The 16,730-nt window shown below is 72.5% G+C and carries 12 protein-coding genes and 2 pseudogenes; 9 read left to right on the top strand and 5 right to left on the bottom strand.

The genetic code is table 11. The annotated features are described in order from the left end of the window. The 5 genes and pseudogenes from GT042_RS21735 to GT042_RS21715 all read left to right on the top strand — a co-directional run. Positions 1-243, top strand: a pseudogene (locus tag GT042_RS21735) (hypothetical protein); the annotation flags it as partial. Between the two features lie 315 nt (positions 244-558). Then, complete coding sequence (locus tag GT042_RS21730) at positions 559-1,521, top strand: substrate-binding domain-containing protein (RefSeq protein ID WP_161310399.1); 963 nt, start codon at positions 559-561, stop codon at positions 1,519-1,521. A gap of 131 nt (positions 1,522-1,652) precedes the next feature. After that, entirely contained in the window at positions 1,653-3,116 is a 1,464-nt protein-coding gene (locus tag GT042_RS21725; RefSeq protein ID WP_161310398.1) for a hypothetical protein, read from the top strand. 76 nt (positions 3,117-3,192) lie between these two features. Next, the gene (locus GT042_RS21720; protein ID WP_161310397.1) at positions 3,193-4,113 is read left to right on the top strand and encodes a class E sortase; all 921 of its coding nucleotides are present in this window, start codon (positions 3,193-3,195) and stop codon (positions 4,111-4,113) included. Positions 4,114-4,154: 41 nt separating this feature from the next. Continuing rightward, complete coding sequence (locus GT042_RS21715; RefSeq protein WP_161310396.1) at positions 4,155-4,997, top strand: phosphate ABC transporter ATP-binding protein; 843 nt, start codon at positions 4,155-4,157, stop codon at positions 4,995-4,997. Positions 4,998-5,042: 45 nt separating this feature from the next. On the opposite strand, the gene GT042_RS21710 is transcribed toward GT042_RS21715, so the two are convergent. From GT042_RS21710 to GT042_RS21700, 3 genes and pseudogenes are all read right to left on the bottom strand, one after another. Then, on the bottom strand, positions 5,043-5,714 hold the full coding sequence (locus GT042_RS21710) for a hypothetical protein (protein ID WP_161310395.1): 672 nt from the start codon (positions 5,712-5,714) through the stop codon (positions 5,043-5,045). Then, positions 5,711-8,521: pseudogene (locus GT042_RS21705) on the bottom strand (molybdopterin-dependent oxidoreductase); the annotation flags it as partial. The gene GT042_RS21710 and the pseudogene GT042_RS21705, both read right to left, overlap by 4 nt. Continuing rightward, positions 8,522-9,364 (bottom strand): FAD binding domain-containing protein, encoded by an 843-nt coding sequence (locus GT042_RS21700; RefSeq protein ID WP_161310393.1) that lies wholly within the window; start codon positions 9,362-9,364, stop codon positions 8,522-8,524. A 301-nt stretch (positions 9,365-9,665) separates the two neighbouring features. Between GT042_RS21700 and GT042_RS21695 the strand changes: the two genes are divergently transcribed. From GT042_RS21695 to GT042_RS21680, 4 genes are all read left to right on the top strand, one after another. After that, the gene (locus tag GT042_RS21695) at positions 9,666-10,571 is read left to right on the top strand and encodes an AraC family transcriptional regulator (RefSeq protein WP_161310392.1); all 906 of its coding nucleotides are present in this window, start codon (positions 9,666-9,668) and stop codon (positions 10,569-10,571) included. 102 nt (positions 10,572-10,673) lie between these two features. After that, positions 10,674-11,360 carry a hemerythrin domain-containing protein gene (locus GT042_RS21690; protein ID WP_161310391.1) on the top strand — a complete coding sequence of 229 codons (687 nt, stop codon included), beginning with the start codon at positions 10,674-10,676 and terminating at the stop codon, positions 11,358-11,360. Next, complete coding sequence (locus GT042_RS21685) at positions 11,357-12,292, top strand: LLM class flavin-dependent oxidoreductase (RefSeq protein WP_161310390.1); 936 nt, start codon at positions 11,357-11,359, stop codon at positions 12,290-12,292. Before GT042_RS21690 ends, GT042_RS21685 begins: the two co-directional genes overlap by 4 nt. A 155-nt stretch (positions 12,293-12,447) precedes the next feature. After that, a complete protein-coding gene (locus GT042_RS21680) occupies positions 12,448-13,092 on the top strand; it encodes a CGNR zinc finger domain-containing protein (protein ID WP_161310389.1) in 645 nt (214 codons plus the stop codon). A 16-nt stretch (positions 13,093-13,108) separates the two neighbouring features. Here GT042_RS21680 and GT042_RS21675 read toward each other — a convergent pair whose 3' ends face one another. Together GT042_RS21675 and GT042_RS21670 are read right to left on the bottom strand one after the other, a co-directional pair. Further along, positions 13,109-16,078, bottom strand: a complete 2,970-nt coding sequence (locus tag GT042_RS21675) for a poly(A) polymerase (protein ID WP_161310400.1) — start codon at positions 16,076-16,078, stop codon at positions 13,109-13,111. Next, the coding region (locus GT042_RS21670; protein WP_161310388.1) for an ATP-binding protein at positions 16,078-16,730 on the bottom strand (653 nt) is incomplete at its 5' end. The genes GT042_RS21675 and GT042_RS21670, both read right to left, overlap by 1 nt.

The following is a 16,730-nucleotide window of genomic DNA, read 5'->3' as shown; positions in this document are numbered from 1 at the left end:
GGCGCCGGGAGCGGCGGCGGTGCGGGCGAGGACTCCGGCGCGGGGCCCGGGAGCGGCGCTCCGGCCACCCCGGCGGCCGAATCCGCGACGGACAGGAAGACCGTCGCGCAGTCGGGCGGGGTGACCCCCGGCGGGGTGCTGGGTGCCATCCGCTGGGCCCTGCTCGGCGTGCTCGTCGCGGGCGGCGCCGCCGCGCTGGCCGGGCCCGTACTGCTGCGGCTCTCGGTACGCCGGTCCACCTGAACGCCTGAAGACCTGAACGCCTGAACGCCAGAAGACCTGAACGCCTGACGGCTCTGCAAAGCTCTTCACCGCTCTTCGGAGAGGAATTCCCGTTCCGGCCGGGACGGGAATTCCCTTTCCTTTTCCCTGTCGCCGATCTTTTTGGAGATGCGTAGGCAATGCGCACGTAACCTGATCCGCTGCCGGAGTTGGTGGCCGTCAGCAGCTCCGTAAGGCATGGTTTGCGGTGGCCGGCCGACGGGTCGGTGGCTGCGAAATCCGGATTCTTCTTGTACGTCCATTCCTTGCTGTCTTACTCCACGGAGGAGAACAGAAGTGAACGTCAAGTCCTACGCCCGTATCGGTGCCCTCGTCGGCACGGCCGCCCTCGGCCTCGGCCTGCTCACCACCCCCGCGTCCGCCGACCCGCCCGCGCCCCGCGTCCTCGCGGGCACCGGCTCCGACACCACCCAGGACGTGCTGAACGGCCTCGGCAACACGGTCGACAGCGGCGCCACGATCGCCTCGTACAACGCGACCGGCACGGCCAACATCCAGACCCGCGCGACCGGTTGTGTGATCGCCCGGCCCAACGGTTCCTCGGCCGGCATCGACGCGCTCCGTACCGCGGTCGACACCGCCTCGGGCTGCCTCGACTTCGCACGCTCCTCCCGTACCCCCGCGGACACCACCACCACGGACCTGACCTGGATCCCCTTCGCCAAGGACGCGGTCTCCTACGCGTACCGCAGCGGCAGCGGCCTGCCCACGAACCTGACGACGGCGCAGCTGAAGGGTGTGTACGAGTGCACCCTCACCACGCTCAACGGTGTCGCCCTGACGCCGCTCCTGCCCCAGGCCAGCTCCGGCACGCGGCAGTTCTTCCTCAGCTCCATCGGCGTCACCACGCCCGGTGCCTGCGTCACCAGCGGTTCGCAGGAGAACGACGGCACCGTGCTGGACACCGCCGGTGACATCGCGCCGTACTCGGTCGCCCAGTACTACGCCCAGGGCCGCGGCATCGCCGGCGTCCCGAACCGCCGCGGCTCCGCGCTGCTCGGCTCGGTCAACGGCCAGGCGCCGCGCATCGGCACCGCCCTGAACGCGAGCTTCCCGTACCTGCGCGACGTCTACAACGTCGTCCCCACCAACAAGCTGACCGTCGCGCCGATCTCGACGACCTTCGTCGGCTCGACGTCCAAGGTCTGCAACGCCGTGACCACCGCCGCCATCGCCAACTACGGCTTCGGCGGCCTCGGTTCGGCGTGCGGTTCCACCACGCTCAAGGGCGAGCGCTGATCACCGCCGCTCCCTGACCGCGCCACGGCCGGGCACCCCCAGGGGTGCCCGGCTCCACGGCGTATCCGACGACCGACCACACCCGTCACAACCCGTCACAACGACCGACAACACCCCGTGGGGGAGACAGCATGTACCGCCTGGCACCACACAGATCACCCGTCAGCCTGCTGACCTGTTGCGCACTGCTCTTCGGCATGCTCGCGGCGGTGCTGGCGCTGTCCACCCCCGCGCGCGCCGACGAACCCATCGGTACGTTCACCCTGGCGCCCGCCACGGGCAACACCGCGGACAAGCTGTCCGGGACCCTCACCACGAGCGCGGCCTGCCCGGCGCCGGCCGACCCGGCCTCGCCGTACCAGAACCTGCGGGTCGAACTGTCCAACGAGGACGGCTCGTACCGCGAACGAGTCGCGACGACCGTCGACGGCGCGCCCTACGACGGGGCCGGCCCGGTGGTGGCGGACCTGTCGAAGACCGGCCCGGACGGGCTGCTCAACGTCTCGCTCGACGAGGCCGCGCTCTACATCGACCGGGTGGACGCCGACGGGAAGATCCTCGACGGTGACTACGTGCTGGCGGCGGGCTGCGCGCCGGCGGACAACGTCGTGAACGGATACTTCAGCGCGGTCATCCGGGTGACCGCGGGCTCCTGGAGCCTGGTGGAGGTACGGCCCACCCAGACCGAGCTGACCGCCACCCCGGCCGAGGGCGAGGCCGGCGCGACGATCGAACTCACCGCCACCGTGACGCCGGAGGACGCGGCCGGATCGGTCGTCTTCCGCAGCACCCACGGCACACCCGCCGAGCTGGGCTCCGCCGTGGTCGCCGGGGGCAGGGCCACGATCAGCACGACGCTGCCGGCGAACGCCAACCCGGCCCTGTACGAGGCCGTGTTCACGCCGACCGACACCGAGGCCTTCACCGAGTCGACCGGCACACTCGGCGTCCCCGTCACGGCCCCCTCCCCGAGCCCCAGCGGCACGCCCACCGGCCCGGAGGAGCCCGCCGATCTCGACGTCATCGATGAGGCCGGCACGACTCTCGACCCGAACCCGACGCTCGAAGCGGGCCAGAAGGTGTACGTCACCGCCCGGGGCTACACGAAGGACGCCAAGGTCAAGGTCGCCCTCGCCGACTCCGGGGCGGCGCTCGCCGACGCGACCGCGAACGCCGACGGCACGGTCGACAAGTATCCCTTCACCGTCCCCGAGGACATCGTGGACGGGGAGCACACGCTGACGCTGGCCGAGGACGCGGCGGACGGTCACAGCGTGCCCTTCGTCTTCACGGTCGGGGCCGGGGGCGACCCGGACCCGGATCCGTCGGACGACCCGAGCGAATCCGCCACGCCTGAGCCGACCGACACGGACGGCGGTGCGTCGGGCGGGGACGCCGGCGGGAGCGGCGACGGTGGAGCGGGTACGTCCGGTGGTGGCGGCGGTTCCTCCGACGGCGGGGGATCGCTGGCGAGCACCGGCACCGACGCGCTCGCGGCCGGGCTCGGCGCGCTGTCGCTCGTGACGGCGGGCGCGGCGTGTGTGCTGTTCGTACGGCGCCGGGGGCTGCTGAGCTTCACGGCTCCGAGGCACTGACCCGCGCCCCACTGAGCAAGCCAGCCCCTCTCACCCCATTTATCCCACCTCTCCGCCTCGCGAGGAGCGCACCCCCGTGACCGTGCTGTCCCCGCCGCCGCCCCTCGCGACGGCCACCCCCCAGCGACCGGAGCCCGCCGCGCGGGTACGGCCGCCCGCCAAACCGGGGCTCGCGCTGCTGGGCGCGATCCTCTGTGTCCTGGCGGCCGTGCTGCTGGGCTTCGTCGCGAGCCTCACGGTCGTCGGGCATCTCCAGCACGCGCGTGACCAGGAGGTGGCGTACGACGAGCTGCGCAAGCAACTCGCCCTCGGGACGGCCCCGGTGGGGCAGCGGACGTACGACGACAAGCCGCTCGAGGTGGGCGCGCCGGTCGGGCTGCTGAGGATCCCCGTCCTGGGGCTGCGCGAGGTGGTGGCCGAGGGCAGCACCTCGGGCGTCCTGATGTCCGGCCCCGGACACCGCCGTGACTCCGTCCTGCCGGGGCAGGCGGGCACCTCCCTGATCATGGGCCGGCAGTGGGGGTACGGCTCGCCGTTCGTGCATCTCGACCGGCTTCCCACCGGGGCGGTGATCGAGGTGACGACCGGTCAGGGAAAGGCGGTGTACCGGGTCACGGGGGTGCGGCGCCCCGGCGACCCGCTGCCGCCCGCGATCGGCGCGGGTGGGGGTCGTCTGACGCTCATCACGGCGACCGGCGACGCGTACACCCCTTCCGGACTCCTGCGGGTGGACGCCGAGTTGACCAGTCCGGTGCAGCCCGCGCCGCCCCGCTCCGGGCGGATCGACGCGTCGGAGGAGGCCCTCGCGGGCGACGGCGGCGCCTGGCTCGCGGTCTTCCTCTGGTCGCAGGTGCTGCTGGCCGTCGCGCTGCTCACGGTCTGGGCGCACCGGGTGTGGGGCCGGTGGCAGACCTGGATCTGCGCGGTGCCCGTACTGGCCGCGGCGGGTCTCTCCGTCGCGTCGGCGGCGACCCGCCTCCTCCCGAACCTGCTGTGAATTCCCGACCCGCAATGAGAACAGAGGAGTCGAACGAGACGATGACCACCACCCCGGACCTTCTCGACACACTTGCCCTGCCGCCGGTACGGGGTCTGACGAGCGGCGGTCCCGCCACGCTGGAGGCGGCGGGGATCTCCGCCTGGTTCGGTGACCACAAGGTCCTCGACCGGGTCTCGCTGACCATGCCCGCCCGGGAGGTGACCGCCCTCATCGGCCCGTCCGGCTGCGGCAAGTCGACCTTCCTGCGGATCCTCAACCGCATGCACGAGCTGATCGGTTCGGCCTCGCTGGCGGGCCGGGTGCTCCTCGACGGCGACGACATCTACGACCGGGGCCGGCGCATCACCCGCGCCCGCCGGGAGATCGGCATGGTCTTCCAGAAGCCGAACCCGTTCCCGGCGATGACCCTGTACGACAACGTCCTCGCCGGCCTGAAGCTGAACGCCATCAAGGCGCCCCGGGACGGCAAGGACGACCTGGTCGAGGAGTGCCTGACGAAGGCGGGCCTGTGGCGCGAGGTCAAGGACCGCCTCCGCCAGCCCGGCGGCGCGCTCTCCGGCGGCCAGCAGCAACGCCTGTGCATAGCAAGGTCGTTGGCCGTCCGCCCGCGCGTCCTGCTGATGGACGAGCCGTGCTCGGCCCTCGACCCGACGTCGACGCGGCGGATCGAGGAGACCATCCACGACCTGAAGCACGAGGTGACGATCGTCATCGTCACCCACAACATGCAACAGGCGGCCCGCGTCTCCGACTCCTGCGCCTTCTTCCTCGCGGAACAGGGCACCCCGGGCGCGATCGTCGAACACGGCCCGACGGACGACATGTTCAACCGCCCCCGCGACGAACGGACATCGGACTACGTGAACGGCCGCTTCGGCTGACGGCCCACCGGGAGGAGGGCCGCCGACCGTGGCCGCGATCGCGAATCAGCGGCACTGGTTCCAGTCGTCGTCCTTCGGCCGGCGGCTCCGGCCCTGGGGGGTGAAGGTGAGGGTGTCGGTGATGGGGCCTTCGCCGGATCGTACGGCGAGCAGGAGGGGGGTCTCGTGGGTCGGCCGCTCCTCCTGGTCCGTGCCGTTCCACAGGTGGAAGGCGACCATGGGCCGGGTCAGGTCGTCGGTGACGTAACAGAGGGTCTTGCTGTAGCGGGGGTTGCTGCCCCCGATCTGGACGGACGGGGGGCCGAAGGCCGCGGTGACGTCGGTCCATGTGCGGTCGTCCGCGGCCCATGGGCCTGCTGTGTCCCGCAGTTCGGCGTACCTCTCCGCGTCCAGGACGCGGTCGGGCCTCAACCAGCCCTCCTCGCGGGCGAATTCGGTGTAGACGGAGGACGCGGCGTACGTGAGGTGGGACGGGAAGTAGCGGGCGAGCGCGCCCTCCACGCCCTTCGGGCCCCACAGCCCGCGCCGCTCCCAGCGGTCCTTCTGTTCGTCCCAGACCTCGGGCCGCTGCTCCAGGACGAGGAGCTGGCGCATCAGGAACCACATGCTGGTGCCGAGTTCCCCGTACATGCCCACCCTGCGCAGGGCGAGGTTCAGTTCGTCCACGAGGTGGTGGTGCATGGCTTCGGAGGACGCGAGGGTCCGTTCGGTCGTCATCCGTCCAGTTTCCCGCGTTCACGGTGGTGTGGGGCCGACACCCCCGCCCTGTCCAGCGCCAGCCACACCCGGTCGCGGGTGAGGGGCAGTTGGGTGAAGCGGAGGCCCGTCGCGTCGCGCAGGGCGTTGGCCAGGGCGGGAGCGACCGGGTTGAAGGGGCTCTCGCTCATCGATTTGGCGCCGAGGGGGCCGATGGTGTCGGCGGTGTCCGTGAAGTGGACCTCGGTGCGCGGGACGTCGGCGTACTGGGGGACGCGGTAGCGGCGGAAGTCGGCGGTCTCGACCTCGCCGCGTTCGCCGATCCGTACGTCCTCGAAGAGCGTGGCGCCCAGGGCCTGGGCGACTCCGCCCTCGACCTGGCCGCGGCACTGCATCGGGTTCATGACCGTGCCCGCGTCGGCGGCGTGCACACTGCGCAGGATACGGATCTCGCCGGTGCCGGGATCGACGGCGAGGCGGAACCACTGGGCGTTGAAGGCGACCGAGCGGGGGGTGCCACCGAAGTGACCGCCGGCGGTCAGGGTGACGCCCCGCGCCCCCGCCGCCTCGTACAGCTCCTTCAGGAGCAGCCGACCGCCCGGGTGGACCACCGCCTCCTCCGTGAGCCGGCAGTCGGCGCGCGGTACGGACAGGTGGCCGGCGGCGAAGTCGAGGAGCAGATCGGCGAGCGCGCGGGAGGCGCGCAGCGTGGCCTTTCCCGCGACGACGATGCCGGTGGAGGCGAAGGCGCCGGTGTCATGGCGTACGACGTCGGTGTCGGACTGCCGGACGGTGATCCGTTCGGCGGTGGTGGCGAGTTCGCCGGAGGCGATCTGCCGGTGGACGGTGGTGGTGCCGTTGCCGAACTCGGCCGTGCCCACGGCGAGATCGAAGGTTCCGTCGGGCAGCAGGGCGGCGCGTGCGTCGGCGTGGTGGCCGCCGGGAGGGCCCGTGGCGATCATCGCGAGAGCGGTGCCCTCGCCGACCAGCCAGCCGTCCGGTACGGCATCGGTCACGGCGTCGGCCATGGCATGGGTCACGGCATCGGTCGCGGACTTGGTGAGCGGCTCCGCCTGCGCGCGCCGCACCACGCCCAGGCACTGGTCGAGTCCGTAGCTGGCGACGTGCAGGTCCTCGTCCCAGCCGCCGGGAGTGACCAGTGGTTCTCCGGGCCCGATGATGTTCTTCGCCTTGAACTCCAGTGGGTCCAGGCCCAGTCGGCGGGCGAGTTCGTCCAGGGCCGACTCGACCGCGAACATGACCTGGCCCAGTCCGTACCCGCGATAGGCGCCGGCCGGGACGGTGTGGGTGTAGACGGCGAAGGCGTCGACCTTCTTGTTCGGCGCTCGGTAGACCGCCAGCGACTCGCCGACGCTGTGGAACATCACCGACGGGCCGTGATTTCCGTACGCCCCCGTGTCGGACACCACCCGCAGCCGGATCGCGGTCAGTGTGCCGTCGCGGCGCGCCCCGACCTTGAGGCGGACGCTGAACGGGTGCCGGGTGGTGGCGCCGTAGAACTGTTCGGCGCGTGTGTACTCCAGCTTCACCGGCCGGCGCAGCCGCAGCACCGCCAGAGCCACGATGTCCTCCACCAGCATCTCCTGCTTGCCACCGAAGCCGCCGCCGACCCGGCCCGCGACCACCCGCACCCGCTCCTCCGGGAGGTCGTACAACGCGCACAGCGCTCGCCGCGTCAGGAAGGGCGTCTGCGAACTGGTGCGTACGTTCAGCCGGTTGTCCTCGTCGAACCAGCCGAGGGCTCCGTGCGTCTCCAGGCTGGCGTGCTGCACGCGCTGGGTGCGGTACGTGTCCTCGTACACGGCGTCGGCCTCGGCGAAGCCCGCCTCGACGTCGCCGATCTCGCGGTGGGTCTCACCGACGACGTTGTCCCGGGGGCGGGCGATCCGCGCCGTCGCCGGGTCCTTGTCGTGGACGACCGGTGCGCCGGGACGCATCGCCTCCTCCGGGTCGAGGACGGCGGGCAGCACCTCGTACGTCACCTCGACACGGCGGCAGCCCTCCTCGGCGGCGGCCTCGCTGTCCGCGACCACCGCCGCGACACGCTGGCCGATGTGGCGGACGGTGTCGTCGAGGACGCGGGTGTCGGCCGGGTCCTCCTCGGGGTGCTCGTGGCGTGCGGTGGAGAAGTGCCGCCGGGGAGCGTCGTGATGGGTCAGGACGGCGTGCACACCCGGTACGCGCAGGGCCGCCGACGTATCGACGGCCACGACGCGGGCGTGGGCGTGCGGGGAGCGCAGCAGCTTCATGTGGAGCAGGCCGGGCAGGTCGACGTCGAAGGTGTAGCGGGCGGTGCCCGTCACGACCTGCGGCCCGGCGGGGGCCGGCAGGTTGCGGCCCACTGCCTCGCCGGGCGCGGGAGCCTCGGCGTGGCACACGCCGCGTACCGCGTCCTCGATGGCCCGGTAACCGGTGCAGCGGCACAGGTTGCCCTTGAACGCCCGTGGCAGGTCGGCGCGTTGCTCCTCGTCCAGGGCAACGGCCGTCATCAGGAACCCCGCTGTGCAGAACCCGCACTGGAAACCCTGCGCGTCCAGGAACCGCCGCTGTACGGGGTGGAGTTCACCGCTCCCGGCGGCCAGGCCCTCGACCGTGGTGAGCGTACGGCCGTCGGCGCGGAAGGCGGGGTAGAGGCAGCTGTGCACGGGCTCGCCGTCCACATGGACCGTACAGGCACCGCAGTCGCCCGCGTCGCAGCCCTTCTTCACACCGAACCAGCCGCTCTCGCGCAGGTAGGTGCGCAGGCACTGGCCGGGGCGCGGCTCGCGTGTGAACGGCCGGCCGTTCACCTCGATCCCGAAGCTCATTCACGCTCCCCGTGCTCCGTGGTGTTCCCCGGCCGGTGACAGTGCGCGGCGGATCTCCTCCGCGTACCGCAGTGTCATGTGCCGCCGCCACTCCGGCAGCCCGTGGATGTCGTCGAACCACTCGTCCTCGGCGACGGCCCCGTCGATCGCGGTCCGTACTCCGTCCGCCGTGGGCGGCCCGGGGAAGCGCAGCCGGACCGGGCGGACGGTCGAGGCCGTGACGGTGATCGTGAGCGAGCGGTCGGCGGGGTCGAGTGTGCCGATGACCAGCACACCCGAGCGGCCGAGCCCGTACAGCGACGCCTGCCGGAATGCCGTACGGCACGCGAGGGCCCGGGCGGGCAGGGTGACGGACCGCAGCAGCTCGCCCTCGGCCAGCACGTGGCGGCCCGCGCCGGTGACGAAGCCCGTGACCGGGACCCGGCGCAGGAGACCGGCCTGGGAGCGCAGCAGGCACGTTCCGTCCAGCGCGGCGGTGAGGGAGATCATGGGGCCGGCCGGGAGGGCGTTGCAGAGGTTCCCGCCGACCGTGGCCATGTTCCAGATCTTGAAGGAGGCGAGGAAGGCACGGCAGCATTCCTCGAACAACGGCGCGGCCTCGGCGCGCAGCTCCTTCGCGAACCGGGACAGCTGGGCGACGGTGCAGGTCGCGGCGATCTCCAGTGAACCGTCCGGGCGCGTCGTGACCGGGGTCCAGCCGGTACGGCTCAGATCCACCAGGCGCCGCAGGTGCGGCTGCGGCTCGGAGAACAGGTGCGTCCCGCCGCCCAGCCAGGCGTCACCCGGCAGCCAGGGCGCGGCGTCGCGCGCGTCCCGTACCTCCATCACCGTGTTCAGGTCCATGACGGTCAGTGAATCAACCCGGAGGCGCTCGGGACGGTTGGTTCATCACACGGAAACACGGACTTTCCCGGCGCGCACCCTGCGGGACCGGCCAGGAGACACGGCGCGGCACCCGCGGCGGTCGCGCGCCACGCCGGGGGCGGCCGGAGCGTTACGTTGGGGTGGCGGGCGTCGTCGGCTCGGTACACGAGGGACCCCGTCCGGTGTGTGCGGTGGACCGGCCCGCCGTACGCGATGAACCGCGCCCGCCCTGTCACACGTTCTCACTCTCGGAACGGCATCGACGCCCCGAGGAGGGACAGTGCCCCTGCACACCCCGACGATCGACACGATCGGCACGACGGAAGCCCGCTTCGCCTCGACGTACCGTGAGGTCAGCATCGGCCCAGTGGGCCTCGGCGACGTCACCTTCGCGCACGACTGGGCCGTCACCTGCGACGACATCGGCGCCCACTACTACGTCCACCTCCCGCTCGCGGGCCGCTTCGACTCGCGCCACTGCGGCGTCGACCTGACCCACACCCGCGAGGCCACCGCCGTCCTCCGGCCGGGCGGGGGAGCGTTCGCCGGCCGGTGGGCGGCGGGTTACCACGCGCTGTGCGTACGGTTCGACTCGCCGTCCATGAATGCCGCGCTGGCCCGGCTCCTGGGCGACCGCGCACCGGCGCGGATCACCTTCGGACACACCATGAACACCGCCGCCGGTTTCGGCCGCGGCTGGGCCGACCTGCTGCTGTCGGTCAACCGGCAGTCGACCGCGCCGGACAGCCTGCTCCACCAGCCGCTCGTCGCGGCCCCGCTCGCGGAGAGCATGGTGAACGGCTTCCTCCTGGCCGCGACACACTCGTACTCCGAGCAGCTGAGGACGCCCGTGGGCGCCGCGCGCCCCGCCGCGGTCCGCGCGGCGGTCGACCTCATCGAGGCCGACCCCCGGGCGCCCCTGACCGTGTCACTGCTGGCGTCGTCCTGCGATGTCAGTGTCCGTACGCTCCAGAACGGTTTCCGCCGGCACCTGGGAATGTCGCCGATGGCCTATGTGCGTGAGGTCAGGCTGCGCCGGGCGCACGAGGAACTGCGGGCCGCGGACCCCTTCACGGAATCCGTCGCCGCCGTCGCGCGGCGCTGGGGCTTCCGTCATCTGGGCCGGTTCGCCGCCGCGCACGAGGCGACGTACGGCCAGACGCCGCTGAGGACGCTCCGCGGATAATCAATTTCGCTTGCCGGACAATTTCCCGGAAAGTGAGCGGTGCCCTGTTAGTGTTCACATTCGAAAAGCACAAAGAACGTGGACACTCTTAGGGAAACGAACATGAGCAACGAGCCCTACGCCGATGTGCGCGATATGTATCTGGCGCACTCCTTGTTCCGCCGCGAGATCGGTCTCGCGCCCGATCTGGTACGCGGCGTGGAGAGCGGCGACGCCGAGCGCGCGCGGATCGTGGCCGACCACCTCGACCTCGTGGACAACGTCCTGCGCCATCACCACGAGGGCGAGGACGTGCACCTCTGGCCCAGGCTCCTCACCAGGGGTGGCCCGGAGGCGGCGGCGGTCGTACGGGTCATGGAAGACCAGCACGAGGCGATCGAGCGGGCCAACGCCGAGGTGCGGGACCGCTCGGCCACGTGGCGGGTCACCGTCGACCCGGAGGACGGCGCGGCGCTCACCGACGCGCTGCGGCGGCTGCTGGACCTGCTGGTCGACCACCTCGCGATCGAGGAGGACCAGGCACTTCCGCTGATCGAGAAGCACATCACGGCGGCCGAGTGGGGGCAGATGGTCGCCGAGGGCGGCGCCGATCTGGCACCGGAACAGATGGCGCTGATCTTCGGGATGATGGCGTACGAGGGCGATCCCGACACCGTCAGGGACATCGTCGCCGGCCTGCCGCCGGAGGTCCGTCCGGTCTTCGCGGATCTCGCGACGCAGGCGTTCGAGCGGCACGCGGTGAAGGTGTACGGCACGCCGACGCCGCCGCGGACGGGGGTGCGGCGATGACTGGCGACCACGGTCACGACCTGATGTTCGGGGCCCTGCTGGAACCGCCCGCCGACCGGCCGCAGGACGTCCTCGCCCTGGCCGAGCTGATGGAGGCCGTCGGACTCGACGTGGTGACGCTCTCGGATCATCCGTACTGGCCGGAACGGCTCGACACGATGGCCCTGCTGGCTGCCGTCGTGGCCCGGACGGAGCGCATCACGGTGATGCCCAACATGGCGAACCTCCCGCTGCGCCCGCCCACCGCGCTCGCCCGCACCGCCGCGACGCTGGACATCCTCAGTGGCGGCCGTTTCGAGCTGGGCCTCGCCACGGGGGCCCAGCAGATGTGGGACCTGATCGTCGCCGAGGGCGGTCCCCGGCGGAACGCCGGCGAGTCGGTCGAGGCGCTGGAGGAGGCCGTACGGATCATCCGCGCCCTGTGGACCTCGGAGAGCGCGGTGAGCTTCGAGGGCGCGCACTATCAGTTGGCCGGGGTGAAGCCGGGGCCGCGTCCCGCGCACGACCTCGGCATCTGGCTGGGCGCGTACCAGCCGCGGATGCTCCGTCTGGTGGGCGCGGTCGCGGACGGCTGGGTGCCCAGCTCGCCGTTCCTGCCGCCGGAACACCTGCCGGCGGCGAACCGGGTCATCGACGAGGCCGCGCTGGAGGCGGGGCGCTCGCCGGGGGAGGTGAGGCGGGGGTACAACATCGAGGGACGGTTCGCGCCGGATTCCGGATCGGGCTCGGGTTCCGGTTCCGGTTTCCTGGACGGGCCGCCGCGGCTGTGGGTGGAACAGCTGGCGGACCTCGCCCTGTCCCACGGAATCAGCGCGTTCTTCCTCTATCGGGCGGAGTCACCGGACGTCATCCGGCAGTTCGCGGAGGAGGTCGCCCCGGCGGTGCGCGGAATCGTGGCGGCGGAGCGGGGGAGCGGTGCCGGGCCCGCGTAACGCCGGAAACGCCGACAACACCCGTAACGTAGAACCCGTAACGTAGAAGCGGAAATCGCGGGGGAGAGGCGCGGGTCGTGCCATTCGTGAATGCCAAAGGAATTCACTGAATATCGCGGCGCGCACGACGTTCGCGAAAAAGTTACGATTAGGTCATGAGGTACGAGGAGGAAGACACCCTCACTCAACGGGACCGTGGCACGACCGGGCGCTTCGACCTCGCCCTGGCCCCCGCCGGCCTCCGGCTGGTCCAGGACCTGGTGAACACCTCCCTCTACGCCTGGCGGGGGCAGCCGGGCCTGGATCTGCTGACCGACCTGCCGGCGGCCCGTGCCTGGCTCGACCGGGCGGTGGCGGGCTGGTCGGCCGAGTCCGGGCTCCGGGCCCCCGCGATCGACCTCCGCGAGGGCGATCTCGGCGGGCTGCGTGAGCTGCGCGAGTCCCTGCGCCACGGCCTGCGCGCCACGGCGGAGAACGCCGGGACGCTGCCGCCGGGCGAGCGGGGCTTCCGCCGGATGGGTTCCGAGGTCCGGCTCGACATCACGGCGGACGGCGAGGTGGAGTACACCCCGTCGCAGGGCGGAGCCGACGGGGTGAGCGCTCTGGTCGCGATGGAAATGCTGCTGGCCCGTACGGCGGGCACCTGGAACCGCCTCAAGACCTGCGCGACGACCCAGTGCGGCGCGTGCTTCTACGACGCCTCGCCCAACCGCTCACGCGCCTGGCACTCCACGAAGACCTGCGGGAACGTCCACAACCTGCACGCTTCGAGAGCGCGCGGACGCGCCGACGCCAGGTGACGTGGGCAAACCGGAATCAGCCCGGGTCCAGCCGCAGCCGCGGAGTGGGCAGGGCGCCGCCTTCCGCGGTGTGGGCTTCTACGCCGGGCAGGCCTCTGCTCCATCGTGCGGTGATCCTGGCGAGGTGGGACGCGGGTGGGGGTGTGGGGCCGAGGCCTATCGCGTACGTCGCTGACGCCGGGCCCGTCTCGAAGGGACGGGGCCAGGCGTGGGCATCGGGGGCGCCCGTTTCTTCGAGGGCGGTGAGCAGGGCGCGCATGCGGCCCCGGAAGCGGCCCCGGGTCTCTTCGAACTCCTCGGCGTCCGGGGCCCGTACGGTCAGGACCAGCCAGGCGGCGTGCCTGCGGTGCAGGGGTGGGGGAGTCAGGAGCCGGGGCAGCGGGTCGGTGCCGGTGCTCGCCGCGGTCTCCACGATGTCCCAGGCCCGGTAGAGCTCCTGGGTCAGCAAGTCGCGGAAGCCGGGGCCGACTTGTGCGGTGCACGGGCGGACCGGGGCGGTCGGGGTCAGGATCTGGACCGGGATGGTGTAGGCCGGGGTGGTGGGGACCTGTTGGGCCGGGACCCGGGCCGGGGTGGTGGCGCTGGTCGGGGTGAGGACGACCTGGTCGCGCCAGTCCCAGGCGGCCCAGGTCGCGAAGAAGCGCCTGAGCAGGTCGGCGTGGGGGAGGCCGCCGGCCTCGCGGGTCGTACGGGCCGCCATCACGGACCAGGCCAGGCCCGGCAATCCACCGAACGGCGCGGAGTCGAGGCCGCGCGCCTTCGCCCACTCCTTGACCTGCCCGGCCAGGAGGGCGAAGCCGGTGTGGTGGTGGCCGACGGCCGCTCGTACGGCGTCCGCGTCGCTCACCGCGCTCAGCGCGATCGCCGCCGCCTCGCCCAACTCCGCACGCCTGGGCACGACTTCGGCGGGCGCGAGCGATCCGGTGGCGACCACGCCGAGGTCGACGTCCAGGCCGTCGACGCTCAGCCGCAGGCCCGGCACCCGGGCGCCCGTCACCTGCCGCAGGCGGGTGGCGTACGGCAGCGCGGCCGCCACCCGCGCCCGGACATCCGCGATGTCGACGACGCCCGGCAGGGCCGCGACCAGGTCGAGGTCCGCTCCCGCGTGGGCACCGCCCATGCGTCGTGATCCGACGACGTGCACGATTCCGTCGGGCAGGGCGCGTGAGAGGTGCTGCGCGATCTGTGTGGAGGGGTCCTCTGTTCGGGGTGGGGCGGGTGCGGTGGATGTAGGGGGTGGGGTGGGCGGCTGTTCCGGCAGCCAGCGCACTTCGCCCGTTCCCAGCGCGATCGTCGCCCGGGGGCGCATCGGCTCGTCGCCCCGGCGTGAGAGCACGACAAGTTCGTCCACCTGTGCCGACACACCGGCGCCCAGGCGGTCGGCGCAGAGCGCGGCGAGGTGGTGCGGATCGCGGGTACGGCCCAGGGTGAGGTGCGGGGTGAAGCCCTCCGCGCGGCCCCGGCAGCCGGGAAAACGGCGCTCCAGGGCGGCGTGCAAGTCGGCCCAGGGCGCGGGTCCTTCGGCGGCCGGGTCGAGCCAGACCGTGGCGTCCTCCCGGTGACCGAAGGTGTGCACTCCGTGGAGCCGGGCGGTGAACGGCGCTGTCGCGGCGGCCACTTCGGACAGGAGCGGTACGGCCCGCTCGAACGCGGACTCCGGGACGAAGCCGAAGACCAGATTGACGTGCGGCGGCCAGCGGTGGATCTGCGGGTCGTGCTCCCGTCTGATGTCCTGGATCGCGGGCCACAGTTCCTCGGGCGGGAGCCAGGCCACCGCCGTGCGGGCGGTGGGCGGGAGGTCGAGCGGGTGGGAGGAGCTGGTTTCGGCGGGTCCGGTCCCGTCCGGGGGCAGGCCTATCTCGACCTCGACCTCGACGTCCAGCTCCACCTCCACGCCGTAGTGGTCCGAGATGTACAGCCCGCCGGGACCCGGTGTGTCGCCTCGCAGGCGGGCTCCGGTCGCGCGAAGTCCCCCCGCCCCCAGCAGGATCCGGTCCAGCCGGGACGCCCGGCCGGACAGTGAGGAGATCCTGGCCAGCGGGTTGACGCCCGGGTCGAAGGTCGGGGTGCGGTCGCCGGGCCCGTACACCTCCGTCCAGGAATCGCGCAGCCCGAGGGCGGCGGCCGGTCCTTCCTGGCCGTCACGCCCGTCGTTGAAGTCGCCGAGCAGGATCAGGGGGGCGCCGAGGTCCGCAAGTCCCGTGGCGAGCCGGGCCAGTTCGGCCTGCCGTCGTGCCGGGCCGTTGTCGGAGTGGTCGCTGCTCAGGTGAGTGGTGGCGACCACGAGCGGGCCGCCGGCCGTCTCCGCGACGACGGCGGTGACGGCTTTGTGCGGGCCGAGCAGGTGGCGTCCCGCCTCGCGTACGGGCAGTCGGCTGAAGAGCAGCAGACCGGTGCCGTCCACGTCGTTCCCGCGTGGATCCGTACCGAGCGTGTAGCCGGCGCGGACCCAGGGGGCCCGCAGCAGCAGAGCGAGCAGCCCGGCCTCCACCTCCTGCAACGCGATGATGTCCGCGTCGGACTCCTCCAGCGCGGCGAGCAACAGGGGCCTGCGGCGGGCGGTTTCGACGCGGTCGCTGTCGTACCGGTCCCACAGGGTGTTCCAGGTCAGTACGCGCAGTTCCGCGCCCGTCCGTACGGTGGGCGCGGCGGGCGTGCGGTCCGCGGTACGCCACCCGGCCGCCGCGTCCCACTCGTACGGTGTACCGGCCGTGAAGAACGGCGCGCGCAGGATGCGTGGGTCCCGTGCCCGGCCGGCGTCCGACACGTCGATGCGGTCCACTCCGGTGGCGCGGTCCCAGACCACCTCCCCGTCGGCCTCGACGAACAGCACCCGGTGCCACGGGATGTCACCCCCGGGGACGAAGGCGGGCAGCGGGACGCGTTTGGGGGCGGCGCCGCGCTGGTTGATCCCCAGGACGAACCGGGCCGGGTCGAAGCGGGGGTCCCAGCGGACCCGGTGGTAGATCTCGTCGCTGGTACGCATCACGTCTCGCTTCCGGCGGGGGCGTGGTCGGCGGTGGCGCCTCCGTCGGTGTCCTCGACGGTCCCGGTCTGCCCGACGTACCACGTGCGGTGTGCCTCGCCGGGGTACGGCGGGTCGAACCGGTGCAGCTGTCCGGCGAGCACCTCCGGGGGCACCGGGTGGGCGCGCGTGGCGTTGCGCCGTACCAGCTCCTCCTCCCCGACGAGGACGACCACCTGCGTGATCAGGGCGTCGCGGCGGCGCGCCACGGCCCGCACCAGGGAACGCTGGTGGCGGCTGAGGGACGTGGCGTCCCACACCACGGTCGTACGGCCGGCCGCCAGCGCGGTGTCGAGCCGGCGCAGGCCCTCGCGGAGCACGTCCGCGTTGGCCCGCTGGTCGGCACGGGAGCCGCGGGCCTGCCTGAGGTCGTCCAGGGACACGTGGGTGTCGACGCCGGGGAGCCGCGCGGCGAAGGTGCTCTTCCCGCTGCCCGACGGGCCGACCAGGTGGATCAGGCGGGGGAAGTCGCCGTTCCGCCACCGCCAGGTCGCTGCCGTGGCCGCGTCGGCGCCGGTCACGCGCCCGGTGGCGTACGCCTCCCGCGCCTCGGCCCAGCACCGGTCGGCCGCGTCGCGGTCGCCGAGGCCGGCGAGGGCGGCGCGCATGCCGG

It is taken from the genome of Streptomyces sp. SID3212, assembly GCF_009865405.1.
Lineage (GTDB): Bacteria > Actinomycetota > Actinomycetes > Streptomycetales > Streptomycetaceae > Streptomyces.
This window is presented reverse-complemented; position numbering and strand designations above follow the sequence as displayed.

What these genes read in the sequence shown, in the direction of transcription:
- GT042_RS21725 (WP_161310398.1), top strand. Translation starts at nt 1,653, where the DNA reads ATGTACCGCCTGGCACCACACAGATCACCCGTCAGCCTGCTGACCTGT.
- GT042_RS21675 (WP_161310400.1), bottom strand. Translation starts at nt 16,078, where the DNA reads ATGCGTACCAGCGACGAGATCTACCACCGGGTCCGCTGGGACCCCCGC.
- GT042_RS21680 (WP_161310389.1), top strand. Translation starts at nt 12,448, where the DNA reads ATGAGGTACGAGGAGGAAGACACCCTCACTCAACGGGACCGTGGCACG.
- GT042_RS21685 (WP_161310390.1), top strand. Translation starts at nt 11,357, where the DNA reads ATGACTGGCGACCACGGTCACGACCTGATGTTCGGGGCCCTGCTGGAA.
- GT042_RS21700 (WP_161310393.1), bottom strand. Translation starts at nt 9,364, where the DNA reads ATGGACCTGAACACGGTGATGGAGGTACGGGACGCGCGCGACGCCGCG.
- GT042_RS21690 (WP_161310391.1), top strand. Translation starts at nt 10,674, where the DNA reads ATGAGCAACGAGCCCTACGCCGATGTGCGCGATATGTATCTGGCGCAC.
- GT042_RS21710 (WP_161310395.1), bottom strand. Translation starts at nt 5,714, where the DNA reads ATGACGACCGAACGGACCCTCGCGTCCTCCGAAGCCATGCACCACCAC.
- GT042_RS21715 (WP_161310396.1), top strand. Translation starts at nt 4,155, where the DNA reads ATGACCACCACCCCGGACCTTCTCGACACACTTGCCCTGCCGCCGGTA.